Origin of the sequence: Sorangium sp. So ce295 (assembly GCF_051527405.1) — a bacterium.
In the GTDB taxonomy this organism is placed as follows: Bacteria; Myxococcota_A; Polyangia; order Polyangiales; family Polyangiaceae; genus Sorangium; species Sorangium cellulosum_B.
Genome location: NZ_CP150324.1, coordinates 3,018,538 through 3,034,269, shown reverse-complemented (window position 1 = coordinate 3,034,269; position 15,732 = coordinate 3,018,538). Strand labels below are relative to the sequence as shown.

Annotated in this window: 14 protein-coding genes; 10 read left to right on the top strand and 4 right to left on the bottom strand. The window is 73.4% G+C overall.

The features are described from left to right. Positions 1-52 precede the first annotated feature (52 nt). A complete protein-coding gene (locus WMF11_RS11730; protein ID WP_437977514.1) occupies positions 53-655 on the top strand; it encodes a hypothetical protein in 603 nt (200 codons plus the stop codon). Between the two features lie 73 nt (positions 656-728). On the opposite strand, the gene WMF11_RS11725 is transcribed toward WMF11_RS11730, so the two are convergent. Further along, a complete protein-coding gene (locus WMF11_RS11725; protein ID WP_437977513.1) occupies positions 729-2,291 on the bottom strand; it encodes a M16 family metallopeptidase in 1,563 nt (520 codons plus the stop codon). After that, complete coding sequence (locus WMF11_RS11720; protein WP_437977512.1) at positions 2,288-3,832, bottom strand: M16 family metallopeptidase; 1,545 nt, start codon at positions 3,830-3,832, stop codon at positions 2,288-2,290. The genes WMF11_RS11725 and WMF11_RS11720 overlap by 4 nt, the downstream gene beginning before the upstream one ends. Positions 3,833-4,029: 197 nt before the next feature. Here WMF11_RS11720 and WMF11_RS11715 point away from each other — a divergent pair, with 197 nt between their 5' ends. The 3 genes from WMF11_RS11715 to WMF11_RS11705 all read left to right on the top strand — a co-directional run bounded on the left by WMF11_RS11715 (position 4,030) and on the right by WMF11_RS11705 (position 6,909). Beyond that, entirely contained in the window at positions 4,030-4,188 is a 159-nt protein-coding gene (locus WMF11_RS11715) for a hypothetical protein (RefSeq protein ID WP_437977511.1), read from the top strand. A gap of 475 nt (positions 4,189-4,663) precedes the next feature. Next, complete coding sequence (locus WMF11_RS11710) at positions 4,664-5,875, top strand: hypothetical protein (protein WP_437977510.1); 1,212 nt, start codon at positions 4,664-4,666, stop codon at positions 5,873-5,875. Next, entirely contained in the window at positions 5,872-6,909 is a 1,038-nt protein-coding gene (locus WMF11_RS11705) for a hypothetical protein (RefSeq protein WP_437977509.1), read from the top strand. Before WMF11_RS11710 ends, WMF11_RS11705 begins: the two co-directional genes overlap by 4 nt. A 65-nt stretch (positions 6,910-6,974) precedes the next feature. Here the strand turns inward: WMF11_RS11705 and WMF11_RS11700 are convergent, their stop codons facing one another. Beyond that, on the bottom strand, positions 6,975-7,526 hold the full coding sequence (locus WMF11_RS11700) for a GNAT family N-acetyltransferase (RefSeq protein ID WP_437977508.1): 552 nt from the start codon (positions 7,524-7,526) through the stop codon (positions 6,975-6,977). A 5-nt stretch (positions 7,527-7,531) separates the two neighbouring features. Continuing rightward, entirely contained in the window at positions 7,532-8,014 is a 483-nt protein-coding gene (locus WMF11_RS11695; RefSeq protein ID WP_437977507.1) for a hypothetical protein, read from the bottom strand. 326 nt (positions 8,015-8,340) lie between these two features. On the opposite strand from WMF11_RS11695, the gene WMF11_RS11690 reads away from it, so the two are divergent. From WMF11_RS11690 to WMF11_RS11665, 6 genes are all read left to right on the top strand, one after another. Then, positions 8,341-8,961 carry a LysE family transporter gene (locus WMF11_RS11690; protein ID WP_437977506.1) on the top strand — a complete coding sequence of 207 codons (621 nt, stop codon included), beginning with the start codon at positions 8,341-8,343 and terminating at the stop codon, positions 8,959-8,961. An 89-nt stretch (positions 8,962-9,050) separates the two neighbouring features. Beyond that, a complete protein-coding gene (locus WMF11_RS11685; protein WP_437977505.1) occupies positions 9,051-10,232 on the top strand; it encodes a hypothetical protein in 1,182 nt (393 codons plus the stop codon). Positions 10,233-10,308: 76 nt separating this feature from the next. After that, a complete protein-coding gene (locus WMF11_RS11680) occupies positions 10,309-11,337 on the top strand; it encodes an iron-containing redox enzyme family protein (protein ID WP_437977504.1) in 1,029 nt (342 codons plus the stop codon). Between the two features lie 9 nt (positions 11,338-11,346). After that, a complete protein-coding gene (gene asnB, locus WMF11_RS11675) occupies positions 11,347-13,353 on the top strand; it encodes an asparagine synthase (glutamine-hydrolyzing) (protein WP_437977503.1) in 2,007 nt (668 codons plus the stop codon). Further along, a complete protein-coding gene (locus WMF11_RS11670) occupies positions 13,350-14,315 on the top strand; it encodes a diiron oxygenase (protein WP_437977502.1) in 966 nt (321 codons plus the stop codon). The genes asnB and WMF11_RS11670 overlap by 4 nt, the downstream gene beginning before the upstream one ends. Then, on the top strand, positions 14,312-15,730 hold the full coding sequence (locus tag WMF11_RS11665; protein WP_437977501.1) for a phospholipase D-like domain-containing protein: 1,419 nt from the start codon (positions 14,312-14,314) through the stop codon (positions 15,728-15,730). Before WMF11_RS11670 ends, WMF11_RS11665 begins: the two co-directional genes overlap by 4 nt. Positions 15,731-15,732 lie beyond the last annotated feature (2 nt).

The following is a 15,732-nucleotide window of genomic DNA, read 5'->3' as shown; positions in this document are numbered from 1 at the left end:
CTTGCGACGTCCACGAGCAGGAGCAGATCCGATGACTCTTTTCGCTGACTTTGTGAAGCGTCGTTCACTGGGGCTGTGGTCGTTCCTTCTCGTCGCTGCGCCCCTCGCCTCGGCCGGCTGCATCATCGTCGACGAGGACCGCGACCACGATGGCCATCACGTCCACGACGACTGGGACGACGGCGACGACACCGTTCCCCCGCCGCCCGCGGACGACGTGCGGCGCGTCGCCATCGACACGGACGCCACCCTGAGCACCGAGCCGGGCGAGGGCGTCGGCGTCTTCGTCGAGTACACGGAGGGCGGGACGTGGACGCTCTGGACGACCTGCGACACCAACATCTCGAAGGTCGTCTGCAGCTTCGATCTCTATGCCTCGGTCGACACGGCGTCCGAGCTCATCGACCTGGCGGGGATCGAGATCGAGAAGACGGACGAGACGCGCCTCGTCGACATCGGCGTCGCGTATTTCCACGCCGAGACCGGCTCGGACATCGACGCGATGACGTTCGCCACCACCCCGGGCGCCATCGTCCGGCTGGAGGCCCACCTCGACGGGGCGGAGGAGCCCCGCTTCGTCTACTGGTTCGGCGACGGCGTCCTGCACGAGGGCGCGCCCAGCAGCCCGATCGACTTCGAGCCGACCGCGCCCTGAGGGCCCGCTCGTGCCGCCCGCTCCTCCCGCTGCCCGCGCGGCGGGAGGAGCCCCCGCCCAGGACGCACGCCGCTCAGGGCTCTTTCTTCGGCTGGATCGGCTGCCCCTCGACGTCCCACGCCTCCGGCTCGCCGAGGCCGATCCCCTGGAGCTGCGGCAGGATCTCCTGCCGCGGTCCCACCACCACGACGGTCGCCGTCTTCGGATCCACGGCCCTCGCGAGCTCCGCGAGGCTCGCCAGCGTCGCGCTCTGCCGCGCCTTGCTCGCGTCGCCGTCGAACGTCTCCGGCAGCTTCAGCCGCGCCAGCGTACCGAGACGCTGGGCGGTGCGGTTCACGGTCTCGTAGGCGGAGACGAGATCCGCGCGATCCTGCGCCTGCACCTTCGCCAGCTCGTCCCGGGTCAGCCCGGAGTCGGCCATCCTGGCGAGCTCGGCGAGCATCTCCTTCAGGGCGGGTCCGGTCGCCTCGGTGACGACGGAGGCCCGCGCAACGAACGCGCCTGGCAGCCTCGTCTCGGTGAACGTCGAGCCGGCGCCGTAGGACCAGCCGTGATCCTCGCGCAGGTTCTGGTTCAGGCGCGACGTGAACGAGCCGCCGAGCGCGGAGTTGATCAGCTGGAGCAGCGGCCGCCGAGGATCGCTCGCCGCAACCCCCTCCCGCACGGCCGCGATCACCGACTGCGGCGCCCCCGGGCGGTCGACGAGCACGAGCCGCGGCGGCTTCCACGCCGGCGCGGCGGCCGCCGCGCCCTGCGCTGCGCTCGCCGCCGCGCCCTTCGCGGCCGGCGCGGCGCTCGCCGTGGCGCCCTTCGCCGACCACGTCCCGAGATCGCGCGAGAGCGCCTGCTGCAGCTCGTCCCGGGTGATGTCGCCGACCACGGTGATCACCGCGTGGTCCGGGCGCCACGCCGCCTTGTAGAACGCCTTCACGGCCGGCAGCCCGATCGACCTGGCGTCCGAGACCAGGCCGTCGACGGGGTGCCCGTACGGCGTGCCCGGCCCGTAGAGCGCGGCCATCGAGACCAGCCCCGAGACCCGCGTCGCGTCGTCTCCGCGCTTCCTGAGGTCGTTCTGCCAGAGCTCGCTGACGCGCTTCCACTCCTTCGCCTCGAACCGCGGGCGCGCGACGACGTCGGCGAGCAGCGAGAACGCCTTGTCGAAGTTCTTCTTCAGCACGGAGAGCGTCGCGACGCTGCCGTCGGCGCGCGCCCCGACCGAGAGCGTGGCGCCGAGGTCGTTGATCGCGCTGGACAGCTCCACCGCGCTCCGCGTCCCCGCGCCCTCGTCGAGCATGTCCGCGGTGATGTGCGCGAGCCCCGCCGCGCCCTTCGGATCGTCCGCCGCTCCCGACGCGACGCCGATGGCCACGGACACGATAGGCAGCGTGTGGCGCTCGAGCAGCCACACCTTCGCGCCGTTCGGCCCGTCGAGCACCACCGGCGCCGGCGGCGTGAACGGCTGCGGCTTCGGCAGCTCCGGCCTGGGCCCGAGCGGGTCCGCGGGCTTCGCGGCCGCCGGCGGGGCGCTCGGACGCGGCGCCTCCGCCCGGGCAGCGGACTGCGCCGGCGTCCTCGGCTCGCAGCCGAGGGCCGCGGCGACCAGCGCGATCATCGCGCCTGCGTGTCTCGCTCTCATTTCGTCACCGCCTTCTTCGCCTCTTCGCTGCCCTTCGGCACGACCCGCAGGATCACCCGGGCGTTCGGGTCCAGGGTGCTCTTCGCGTACGCCTGCAGCGACTCCGCGGTCGCGTCGCGGTAGCGCCTCAGATCCTGCTCCACGAACCCGGGCTGGCCCTTCGCCGTCTCGTACTGGTTGAGCATCGAGGCCCGGCCGGCGACCGACTCGAGCGCCGTCACGAAGGCGGTCTCGTACTGGTTCTTGGCCCGATCGAGCTCCTCGCGGCTCAGCTTCGCGTCCCGCACCTTGGCGAGCTCGGCGTCGATGGCGGCCTCGACCTTCTCGAGCGGCACGCCCGGCCGCGCGATCGCCTCGACGGTGAACGTCGAGCCGAGATCGCCGGAGCGCTGCACGGCGCTCACCTCCTGGGCGAGCTGCTTGTCGTAGACGAGGGCCTTGTAGAGGCGGCTCGCCTTCCCCTGCTCGAGCGCCGTGGCGAGGAGGTCGAGCTCGGCGTCGCCCGGCGCGAAGTGCGCGGGGCTGTGCCAGGCCATGATCACCTTGGGGAGGTTCACGTTGTCCTCGATCGTCTTCCGCACGACGCCGCTCAGCTTCACCGGCGCGGGCGTGGTCGCCGCGGGGACGGGCCGCTCCGGGATGCCGCCGAAGAACCGCTCGATGAGATCGCGCGTCTTCTGCGCATCGAAGTCGCCGGCCACGACGAGGGAGACGTTGTTCGGCACGTACCACCGCCGGAAGAACGTCGTGACGTCGTCGACGGTCGCGGCCTGGAGGTCCTCGTGCGAGCCGATCACGGGGTGGTGGTAGGGGTGCCCCTGCGGGTACATGAGCGAGGGCATGAGGAGGTCGACCTTGCCGTAGGGCTCGTTCTCGCTCGTCTGGCGGCGCTCGTTCCGCACGACGTCGCGCTGCGCGTTGAGCTTCGGGAGGTCCATGCTGTCCGCGAGCGACGAGAACCGATCGGCCTCGAGCCAGAGCAGGAGCGGCAGCGCGTGGGCCGGCGCCACCTCGTGGTAGGCGGTCCGGTCCTCGCTGGTCCACGCGTTGTTCCAGCCGCCCTCGGCCTCCATCCAGGCGTCGAACTGCTTCGTGGGGACGCGGCGCGTGCCCATGAACATGAGGTGCTCGAACAGGTGCGCGAAGCCGGTGCGCCCCGGCTCCTCGAACCGCGAGCCGACCTTGACCATGAGGTTCAGGGCGACCATCGGCAGCGCGCGGTCCTCGTGGAGGATCACGGTGAGGCCGTTCTTGAGGGTGTACTTGGTGAACGGGATGTCGAGCTTCGGCGCCTGGGAGGCCGCGGCCTGAGCCACCGCGGCGGGCGCGGATGCCGGGGCCGCGGCCGGCGCGGCCGCCGGGGCTGAAGCTGGCGCAGCCTTCGGAGCCGCGGCCGGCGCGGACTTCGGTGGCGAGGACGTGGCCTCGGGCGGAGCTGCCGGGGCAAGCTTCGGCCCGGACAGAGAGAGGGCCGCGGCCACGGCGACCAGGATCGGCCCGGTGGAGCGCGGGAGCGGCGGGTGACGCGCGCGGGTCTGCATGAGCCCGAGGGTTGCGCCGGTCGCGGGCGGGGCGCAAGCGGGCGGGAGCACGGATTGCGGAGACGCGCCCGGCCAACGGGTGCGGTTGTCAAGTTGTCACGGAGGAGGGACGCACGGCAGAACGGAAGGAGCGCGCGGCGCGGGCGGGACGGCGGAGCTTGCGAGGGCTGAGCGCCGGCCGAGGTCGCGAGCCCCGCGTGATCGCGGAGCCCCTGGGAGAGGGCGCTGGAGCGCTGGCCGTCCTGCGCGCGGAACTCCTTGATGCGCGCGAGCTGCGCATCGGCGGGCTCGTCGACGTCATCGTCGAGCAGGAACTCGAGGGCCGACTCGAGCTCATCGACATGAGTTCGCTCTGACGGAGTGGAGTAACAACCTCGTCTACAACCGGGCGTTCCACTGCGGATACTCCCCGGAGAATCAGAGGTTCCACTCGAACCTGCGCGGCCAGTACGACGTCGCCGGTCCCTCGACGCCGGTGGCTCGACCCGAACGACGCGAGCCGCGACCGCCGTTGGCGAGGCGCCGACAACCTGCTGTGAAGAACCCTGCGCACCTGGGTAATGCATTGCTCCTCATTCAGGGGTCGCCGCGCTGACCACTTCGCACCTCGCCCCCGCGAAGCAGTCGGTACATTCTGAATTCTCGGAATTTTTGGCATGCGCGACGCGCGCTCCGACACCGTGTCGCAGGGCACGATGCGTGCTTTATCGCCTCGAGCGCCCGCGAAGCGCCTGTTGAATCGCTCGCGTACAGCGCGGGCGGCTTTGCCGCCGTGGAGCTCCTTTGCCTCGTGAGGGTGCTTTGAGACGACGACTGCCTTGGATTCACGCGTTGCTCGTCCCCCTGTCGGCGGCGATGCTCTGGTCCGCGCCTGCTCGCCCCGGCGAGCCGCCGCAGCTCTCCTGGGACAAGCCGGTTCGCTGCATCCGGTCGCCGAACGGCGGCGCGGTGCGCGTTCAATGCGAGCCAGCGCCAGAGGGCGAGCGCTGCCTCGTCGCGCCCGATCACCTGGCCCACGACGGCGGCGCGCTCGACAAGGTGCAGCCGTGCAACGTGGTTGAAGACACCGAGGCTTACCGGGCCCTGACCGCGCGCGGCGCCCGCATCGTCGCCGCGATCCCCGAGGCGCCGCCGGGCTACGCGCGCTCGGCCGAGGGCAAGGCCTTTCAGGTCAAGTTCGATCTCCTGAACCGGCTTTACCTGGGCGCGTCCTGGCTGCCCACGTTCCATGGAGAGAACGGGCTCCCCGTGCCCGCGAGCTTCCCACTGGGCCGCGGGAGGGCCGAGGCCGGTATCCACGTGAGCGTGCTCTCGACGCGCTCCCGCGCCCGCCATGACATGCGCATCCTCGAGGGGGCGGCCACGTTCGACGATCTCGAGCTCTCCGGGGTGCTCTTCAGCTACGATTACCAGCACCTGCACCGGCGGCCGGCCCACTGGATCAGCACCTTCGTTGGCAAGCCGCGGCTTCACGCGATCTCGCCGCGGATGGGCTGGGGCTTCCGGGTTGTGTCGGTGAACGACCGCCCTCCAGCGCGCCGCGACACGCTCGACGTGGAGTTCGGCGAGGTCCACCTCGCGTGGAGTCCGTGGCAGTCGAACGACATGTACAGCCACATCCGGCTCGAGGCGGGCGCCGATCTGGGGGAGTACTGGGAGCGCCGATCGGAGATCGACGACGGCCTGGACACAGGCGCTCTGTACGTCGGCCCGACGAGCGCCCTCAAAACGCGCTTCAGCCTCGGCGAGGGCGGCCTCCACGCGCTCTCGACCGCGTTCACCTACCGGCGCCCGAGCATCGCGGCCGGGAGCGGGAGGGGAGAGGCGATGAACCGACTCGAGGCCACCATCGCCTACGAGGGGATCCTCCTCGCGATCAACGATCAGCCCATCTCGCTGCGGCTCGCCGCGATGGGGGTGAGCCGCAACGACCTCGACAGCGACATTCGCGACGTGGAGGTCAAGGCCGCCGCGGGCCTGCGGGTGTCGTTCTGGGCTCCCCCACGGGTGTTCGAGCCGATGCCCGCCTTCGAGGACCCGTGACGGCTCGGCGCCTCGCCGCGCTGCTCGTCATGGCGGCGGCCGCGGCGCTCTCCCCGCGCGCCGGCCGCGCCGAGCCGGCACGCGAGGAGAGCGAGGAGAGCGAGCGCGCGGGCGGCGGCGATACCGCCGTTTCCGAGGAGGGCCGGCGCTTCCGCGTGCGCTTCGACCCGGCGAGCCGGGTGTGGCTCGGCGTCGCGTCCGCGCTGCACCGGGGCGCGGGCGGGGCGATCGAGATCGAGCCCGAGATCGACGCGGGCCTGTCCTACCGCGCGCGCAGCGTGACGGGCTCCGGGCCTGGCCGCGTGGTCTGGCAGGCGGATCACCGCGTCCTCGCCGGCCGGGTGTCTCCGGCGGGGCAGGCGCTCGACGGCGTGCCCGCGCTCGACGCGGCGCTGTACGGCGCGTCGTTCTTGCGGCACGACGAATCGCCGCGGGTGGTCTTGCCGATGTCGCCGCCGATCGCGGTCCCCTTCCCCTTCGACATCGGCGTGGAAGCCGAGGTGGGCCGGGTGAGCATCCCCTCGATCCCGCGGCGCCAGGGCGACGGATCGCCGGCGCCGCTGATCCGGCTCGGCGTGGCGCGCGCCACGGCGATCCTCGATCCGTGGCGCACGGGCGAGGCGGGCCGCAGCTTCGAGATCGGGCTCGGGGTCCGTTACGACATCGACGCTTACGCGGAGTCCCCCTCTCCCCGGGCCGCGCCCGCGCGCCGCACGCTCGGTGAGCCCAGGGTCGTTCACCGGATCGCACCCATGACCGCGGGCTCGCTGCGGCTGCGGCTCCAGAGCGGCGACGGGCTGACGGTCTTCGATGGTCGAGGCGACGTCGTCCCGCACTGGACGAGCGAAGAGCGCTGGCGAGTCCTCGTGCGCTCGGCCGCGCACGTCGAGAGGATCCTGGCCGCGATCGACGATCAACCCATCGCCGCGGTGATCGAGGGCGAGTACCGGCTGCTGCCGCCCGCCCTCGATGTGCAGGCGGTCCATGATCTGCGCGTGAGCCTCGGGCTCGCGTTCACGCTGGCGCTACGCTAAGGCGACGACGGGGTTGAAACTGCCAGATAGAGAGTGTGCTGCCTCGTGCAGCGTGCGATCGGAGCTCAGCGGAAGGCGTAGCGTGTCAGCGTCCCGATCACGCGCGGCCGGGGCGCGTGGGGGTTCGGCGCCCGCTCGACGGTCATGCCGAGCTTGCGCATCACGGCCTGCGACGCGAGGTTGTCGGGCTCGGTCGTGGCGATGACTTGGTCGAGGCGCTCCTCGTCGAACAGGTGGCGCACTACCGCTCGGGCGGCCTCGGCGGCCAGGCCCCGGCCACGCAGCTCGGCCGCGATGAACCAGTACAGCGCGACGTCCGCGCTGGCGACGCCGCCCGGACCGCCGCGCAGCGAGTCGACGAAGGGCACGACGCCGACCACGCCCACCAGCGTCCCGTCCCTGAGCGTCACGGCTCGCTCTCCGTACGGCGGCTGGTACAGCTCGGCCAGAAACCTGGTGTTCAATACGCACCACTCGAGCCACTCTCGGCGCTGCTCCAGGCTCATTCCCCGCTCGTCGCCGCCATCCAGGATTCGATGGCAGGCATCCAGATCCCCGCGGGTGAAGGGGCGGATCCGGAGGCGCTCCGTCTCGAGCTCGGGCATCACGCGGGGCATGGAGTCTACCCCCGCCGCCGATTCTGCTGTGCGCCGGCCCAGGCGCCGAACAGGGTGCCACCGATCGTGAGGACAGTCGTGACGAGCGCCAGCGTCACGGAAGTCCCGTCTCCCACGAGCACCCATCCCAGCACGAGCGAGAGCGCGATGAGCACCCACGCCAGCCGGTACTCCATGTGCCGCGCGGTGCGGGCGCAGGTGTAGCCGCCGATCGCGGAACCGAAGGTGCCGATCACCGTGAGGGTGATCGTGAAGCCCTCCGAGGGCGACGTGAGTGCCTTCGCGAGACCGTCGTCGGTCGCGCCCATGGAGGCAAGGAACACCGCATAGGCGAACAAGAACGCAATCCCGAGCACCATCGTGAACCCGAGGTCTGCGAGCAAGCCGAAGAGCAGCGCCTTGCCGGCGGATCCGTGCGCCCGCGCCGGCCCAAGGCTGAGGCTCGCCTGCGGGGGCTGGAAAGGATTGGGGGCCGGCCTCTCGCTCATGGCGGGGGCAGTCTCGCCGCTTGCGCTCCCCGCGGTCAACGGGCCGGGCCGCCCGCCTTCGCTCCCTCGCAGGCCGCCGGCATCCCCGGGCCCGCGACGCGTCGCGAGAGCCGCCGTATTCGCGTACCAGTATTCGGTCGCCGCGCTGCAATTACCGACATTCAACTGGTCTCCTTGTTGTGTGAATGAACCTCGACCCAGCGCCGCCGGCCATACCCCTCCTGGCTGCGCCAGCGGAGGCCAAATCGTCTCAAGAGGCATGGATCCGCGCTCAAGTGAAAGCACGAAGTGCACGCTGATGAAGTGCACGCTGATAAGGATGAACCATGGCGCTCGCGCTCGTCGTGGGGTTCCTGCTCGGTTATCTCGGCTCGATCCCGGCGGCGGGGCCGCTGGCCGTGCTGCTCGTGGCCGCCGCGCTCGCGGGGCAGCCCCGGCGCGTCTTGATGCTCGCCGTCGGAGGAGCCCTCGCGGAGGGGCTCTGGGCGCTCGCCGCGGCGCGCGGGCTCGGGTGGGTCCTCGAGGCGCACCCCGCGATCGATCGCGCCCTGCGGACGGGCGGCGCCGCGCTCGTCGTGGCGATGGGCCTCGCCCTGGCGCTCGCGCCTCGGCGCGCCTCGGAGGCGCCCTCCTCCGGGCGCGCGACATCGGCGCTCCTGACCGGGTTCGTCCTCGTCGCGCTCAACCCGTCGTTCCTGGCGTCGTGGATCGCCTCGTGCGCCGTGCTCCGCGCGTACCCTGCCCTCGCGCCCGCCGTCGCGCCGGCCCACGCGGCCGCGCTCGCAGTGGGCGCGGCCGCGGGTGTGGTGAGCTGGTTCACGACGCTCGGGCGCTTGCTGGCGCGCTACCGCGAGCGGCTCGGCGCATGGCACGGGCGGCTGGTGCGCGGCCTCGGCTGGGCGCTGGTGGCGCTGGGGCTCGCGGGGCTCCTGCAGCGGCTCACGTGAGATCCGTGCCCTGTGTGGACGCCGATCGCGCGCCCGCATAACGTCGTTCGGATGCGGGTAGGCGCCGGCAGCCTGCGTCGTCCGGTCGTATGAACGCCCTTCATACCCCGGCATCAGACCGCGCGGCGAGCCCTGGATCGCGCGCTCCGGACGCATGGCCGCGCGCGATCTACCGCAGGCTGCGGGCCGGCGAGCCTGCCCCGGAGGATCTCGCGGACGAGCCCGCGCCGGAAGCCGCGGCCCCCGACGGCATCGAGGCGTTCTTTGCGGCCCTGACCGCGCTCCGCGACGAGGACGAGCGATGCGGCGCGCCCGGCGACGAGGGCGTCGACCCGGCGCGGGTCCTGCTCGGCTACGCGCCGACCGCGCTGCTCGACGGGTGCTGGCTCGCCGCGGCGGTGCGCGTGCGCCACGCGGACGGCGCGCTCGGCGCGGCCTGCCTCGACGCGTTCTATCTGGAGTGCGGCGAGGGCGACCCCGCGCGGCACCACGGCGCCCTGTACGGCGCCGCGCTGGCCGCCGCGGGGCTCGCGCTGCCCGATCTCGGGAGCCCCACCTTCGAGCGCTCCGTCTGCCTCGCCGACGCGGACTTCGCGCTCGCGATCCCGGGACTCCGCGCCGCGCAGCTCGGGCCCGCGAGGCTGCCCGAGGCGCTGGGCCACCACGCGGCGGCCACGGTGCTGGGCCCGCCCGCAGCGGTGCGCCGGGCTGCGTCGCGCGCGCGCTGCGACGGCCTGTATTTCACCGAGCACGCGGAGGGCGCGGAGACGGACCGCCGGGCCCGCGATCTCGCGCGACGGTGCCTCGATGCGTATGCCGCGGGCGGGGCGCCGGACTGGTCGCGCGTGTGGCGCGGCGCCTGGTCGCTCTGGGCCGCGCGGCGCGCGTGGCTGGCGTCGCTCCGGCGCGCCGCCCCGCCGTCCGCGTGGGAGGCGATGCTGGCGCTCGTCGAGGCGAAGGCGCGCCACGCGTTCGGATTTCACGGCCGCGTCCGGATCGACGGACAGGCGCTCGACGACGCGTTCGATCCGGCGCGGCTCGACGCGCGCCGCGTCCTCCTGCGCCTCGCGCGCTCGCCCTGGATCGTGCCGGGGAGGCCCGACGAGAGCCCGCTGGTCACGCGCTCCGTGCAGTTCGGCGGGCCGATGTTCGGCGTGTTCACCGACGCCGAGGTCGACGTGATGCGCGCCTGGATCCGCGCGCTGATCGAGGCGCCGGAACCTCCGGCCGCCCTCCGCGCGGCGCGCGTCGCGCGTCGCGGAGGAGCGTGAGGGCTCGCCGCGCGTCGATCACGAGGGACCCTCGATCGACGTGAATCGCCGAGGCGGATCCACGCCTCGCGCGCAGGTGCGCGCAGGGCTCCCCCTGCCGGAGCTGTACTACCGGCTGCTCTGCGCCCGCGGGCCCGGGGACGTGGACCGCGAGGCGGGCGCGCTCGCGCGGGCACACGTCGAAGCGATGCTCCGTGAGGTGCACACCGAGGTGTCCCCCGCCCGGCTCGCCGCGGATGGGCGCTGGCCCTGGTCCGCCGCGGGGCTCTCGCGCTGGGTCGACGCGCGGCTGCGCGAGCAGATCTTCGAGGAAGGGCACCCCCACGCGCGGTCCACGGTGGGACCGCATGCGGCCCCACACCCCGCGCGCGACCCCATGCAGCCCCCGGACGACGCGGGCATCGCGCGCGAGATCACGCGTGACGAGGCCGTCTGGCTGCTCACCCAGCTCGCGCCGGCGGCCGTGATCGACGGCGCCTGGCTCCAGGGCATGACGGCCCCCAGCGCGCTCCACACGCCGGTCGCGCCGCTCCTGCTCCGGATCTACCGCGACGAGCTCGGTGCGGGCGTGCCCGCCCAGCACCACGGCAACGTGCTGCGCAGGGCGCTCGCGGAGCAGGGCGTGACGCTGCCGCCGTGCGACGCGCGCGCGTTCATCGAACGGCCCGACTTCCTCCCACAGGCGTTCTCGATGCCCGTGCTCTGGCTCGCGTTCGCGCAAGGGTCCACCGACCTCTTGCCCGAGCTGCTCGGCCTCAACCTGGCGATCGAGATGGCCGGCATCGGGCGCGGGTACGCGATGGCCGCCGCGATCCTGCGGCGCCACCGGATCGACCCGTACTTCTTCGACCTGCACAACACGATCGACAACGCCGCGTCGGGCCACACCGCGTGGTCGATCGAGGCCATCCGCCGGCTCATGGACGCCTGCGCGGCGCCCGGCGACGCGCTCGCGATCGAGCGCGCAACGCTGCGGATCTGGCGCGGATACGCCGCGTACGCGCGCGCGAGCCGGCCGCTCGTGCGCGCCGTCGCGGTGCGCCTCGGTCCCCGCCTCGGCTGGCGCTGGCTCCGGCGGCATCTGCTCGGGGACACGGGGAGGTAACGCTCGATCATGTGCGGCATCGTCGGAGCGCTGGACCTCGCCGGGCGACGCACGTTCGATCCGGCGCGCCTCGACCGCATGGCGGCGAGCGTGCGGCACCGCGGCCCGGACGACGGCGCCTCCTTTTCAGCGCCAGGGATCGCCATGGCCACGCGGCGCCTCGCCATCGTCGACGTCGCAGGCGGCCGCCAGCCGATGGCCGACGCGGGCGGCCGCGTGTGGGCCTCGTACAACGGCGAGCTGTTCAACCACGCCGAGCTGCGCCGCGAGCTCGCTACACGTGGGCACACGCTGCGCACGCGGTGCGACACCGAGCTGTGGCCCGGGCTCTACCTCGACGCGGGCGAGGGCGCGTTCTCCCGCGCGCGCGGGCAGTTCGCCGTGGCGCTCTGGGATCGCGAGGCGCGCACGCTGCTGCTCGGCCGCGACCGGATCGGGATCTGCCCGCTCCACTACGCGGAGGCGGACGGCTGGCTCCTCTGGGCCTCGGAGATCAAGGCGATCCTGGCGAGCGGGCTCGTACGCCCCGAGGCCGATCCGGCGGGCATCGACCACGTCTTCTCGCTGTTCGCCGCGGGCACGCAGCGGACGTGCTTCCGCGGCGTGCGCTCGATCTGGCCCGGGCACTACCTCCGCGCGCAGGGCGGCGCGGTGGAGCAGCGGCGCTACTGGGACCTGGATTTCCCGGCCCAGGGCGAGGAGCGGCGCGTGGCCTCGCTCGACGCGCTGATCGAGGAGACGCGCGCCTGCCTGCGCGACGCCGTGCAGCGCCGCCTCGTCTCCGACGGCCCGGTGGCGACGTACCTGAGCGGCGGGCTCGACTCGACGCTGGTGCTCGGCCTCGCCCGGGAGGCCCGCGGCGACGCGCCCATCGCGTCGTTCACCGTCGGCTTCGACGGCGCCGGGCCCGACGAGCGCCGCCGCGCGACCCGCAGCGCGGCGCGTCTGGGCGCGCGGCTCGAGACCCTGGTGCCCTCGCCGACGGAGATCCTCGAGGCCCTCCCGCGCGTGGTGGAGGCCGCCGAGGGCCCCGTGATGGACACGGCCGACGGGTGCGTGCTCCTGCTGGCCGAGCGCGCCGCGCGCCGGGGGTTCAAGGTCGTGCTCACGGGCGAGGGCGCGGACGAGGCGATGGGCGGCTACGTCTGGCACAAGACCCACCGCGCCATGGAGTGCCTCGCCCGCGTCCACCCCGCCCTGCCACGCGCGATCCGCACCACGCTGGCCGAGCTCGCGGCGCCTGGCACACCCGCGCCCACGTTCCAGGCCCACTTCGGCGACGTTCGCCCGAGCCTCCTCGACCTGTACGAGCCGCTCTCCCGCGCGCGCTGGCTGTTCTATTCGGATACGATGGCCGAGCGCGTCGCGGGCCACGACCCGTTCTCCGAGCTCGACATCGCGCCAGCGCGGATGCGCCGCTGGGATCCGCTGAATCGGTCGCTCTACGTGGAGTACAAGCTGATGCTGGCCGGACACCTCCTGGTGGGCAAGGGCGACCGCGCGGCGATGCGCTCGGGCGTGGAGCACCGCTACCCCTTCCTCGACGAGGCCTTCATCGACCTCTCCAGCGGCCTCTCGCCGGCGTACAAGCTCCGCGGGCTGCAGGAAAAGTGGCTCCTGCGCGAGGTGGCGCGGCGGGTGCTCCCGCGCGACGTCGCCGACCCGCCCAAGGGCATGTTCAAGGCCCATGCGCTCTGCGCGCTCGGGCCCCAGCCCCGCTGGATCGCGCAGCTCATGAGCCCCGAGTCGCTGCGAAAGACGGGCTACTTCTCGCCCGCGAAGGTCGCCCGCGAGCAGCGCTTCCAGCGGATCCTGCCCGCGCTCGCCCCGCGGCGGATCGTCGCCGACGGGAGCTACACCGCCGTGGTCACCACGCAGCTGTGGCACCACCTCTTCCTCGGCGGCGGGCTGTGCGAGCTGCCCACGTGGTCGCCGCCAGCGCCCGCGGCCGGCCCAGCGCCCGCGGACGCAGACGAGCGCGCGGTCGCATCGTTCGAGAGGACGGTCCCATCGTGAGCCTCCAGATCTCCGCCGATCCCACGCTCTCCGGCCACGAAGGCAGCCCTCGGACGCCGCCCCACGACGGAGAGGCCGCCGCGAGGGAGGACAGGGTCCACGCGGCGGTGCGCCGGCGCTGGGACCGCATCGACTGGACGCGCCCGATCCCGCCCGAGGCGCTGGTGATCCCCGAGGCGCACTACATGGACGTCGCGGGCCTCGGGCTCACCGAGCGCCAGCGCGTCGCGATCAACCGGCTGTTCGCGTGCTTCACGTGCGAGCTGTTCATCCACTTCGAGGGCTACGTGATCCGGTACCTCGATCGGTCGGCCCACCGCGCGCCGTACCTGTCCGCGCCCGTCGTCGCCCGCTTCGTCGCCGAGGAGCGCACGCACGCGGAGATGTTTCGCCGGCTCCTGCACAGGCTCCGGCCGGATCTCTACCCGACCGACGCGGCCCCGCCGCGCTTCCTGCGCTGGAGCCGCGGTGACGACGCGGCGCTGCGCCTCGCCCCGGCGGGCACGTTCTTCCTGCTCGCGTGGTACTTCGAGGAGATCACGCTCTTCGTGCCGCGGGCGATCGAGGCCCGGCCTGACCAGAGCGCGGCGCTCGTCGCCGAGATCATGGCCCTGCACGCGCGCGAGGAGGCGCCGCACGTCGCCATCGACGAGCGCGTGCTCCTGCACCTGAACGAGCGCTGTCCGCGCTGGCTCGCCGCGATCCAGACGGCCCTCGCGCTGCCCTTCCTCGTGTACGTCGACGGCGTGGTCGGCGACGCCTGGCGCCGCCTGGTGGCCTCGGCCGGCAGCGAGCTGGGCCTCGACGCCGCGCAGCGGCGGCGGCTCGGCGCGCGCGCCCCGACGCAGTCCGATCGCTGGGGCACCGAGAGCTTCACGCGCAAGCTGGAGGGCCGCGGGCTCGCGGGAGCGCGGCCCCTCTGCTGGGCGCTGCGGCGCGCGCTGCGCACGGATCCCGCGTGAGCTCCGGGCTCGCGTACATCGGCGACAGCCACGGCATCCTCTCCGCGTGCCGCGACCTCATCGAGGCCGCCGAGCGGAGCGTCGTCCTGCAGATGTACCTCTTCGCGGCGAACGGCGACCAGACCACGCTGCTGCCGCGCCCGGGCGCGTTCCCCTACGCCGACACGGTCGCCGACTGGCTCATCGCCAAGAAGCGCGCGCGGCCCGACGTGACCATCGTCGTGATCCTGGACAGCAACACGCCCGCGAACCCCGCCCTGACGCGCCGCCGCGGCGCGCCGGTGCGGAGGCGCCTCGCGGACGCGGGCGTCCTCGTGCTGAACGCCTGCCTGTTCGGCGCGCGGTTCGAGCGGCGCCGCCGGCTCCTGCCCCGGATGAACTTCCACCTCGACCACGCGCGCGTGCCGATCGAGGACTGGGTCGAGCACCAGAACCGCTGGCAGGTGCTGCACAACGTCGAGGATCACCGGAAGAACCTGGTGATCGACGGCGGGCGCGCCGGCGCGATCACGTCGCACAACTTCATCGACGCGGCGTTCGACTGGCACGAGAACCTGTTCTGGCTGACGGGCGCCGTGGCCCGCCGGCTCTGGCGCGTCGCGATGGCGGCGATCGGCGAGGCGCTCACCATTCCGCAGGCGATCGGCGCCGAGGGCCGCGCCGCGCTCCACGCGCTCGTCGCAGACGCCGCGCGCGCCGCGGCCGGGCCCGACGATCTCCGGACCGAGCGCGCCTCCCCGGCGCCCACGCTCGCGCCGGTGCCGGGGTACGCCGGCGGCCTGCGCGTCCCTCTCCCGCCGCCCGGCGCGCTCACCGCAACGGGCGACGAGACGTGCGCGCTCGTCGAGCACGAGGCGATCCGCGAGCGCCTCACGGACCTGTTCGACGGCGCGGAGGCGGGCGACGAGCTCCTCGTCGCGACCACGTACCTCTCGGACCTGCCGATGCTCGAGGCGCTCGAGCGCGCGGCGGCGCGCGGCGCCCGGGTGCGTGTGCTCATCGACTCCATCGACGCGCTGCCGCTGCCGCCCGCGGCGGCGTGGCTCATCCGCAACCTGGTCAATCACCACGGGATCACCCGCGCGCTCGAGGCCGAAGCGCGGTGGCCCGACCGCTTCGCGCTGCGCGTGCACGACTCGCGCGGCGGTGCGATGATGCACCTCAAGACCGCGGCGCGGCTGGGGGCTCGGCCGATGCTCGTGGGCGGCCAGGCCAACTTCACGCCCAACTCGTTCTCGCGCGCGTGGCTCGAGACCGACCTCGAGACCCGCGATCCGGCCTTCGTCGCCGCGTTCGCGGCGCACTTCGAGCGGCTCTGGGATCTGCCCGCCTCGCGGCGCGCGCCCCGCGGCCGGGGGTCCTGGACGCGCTCGGCGCTGCTGGGCGCGTTCGATCTGCTCGGGCTCCGGCCCTGACG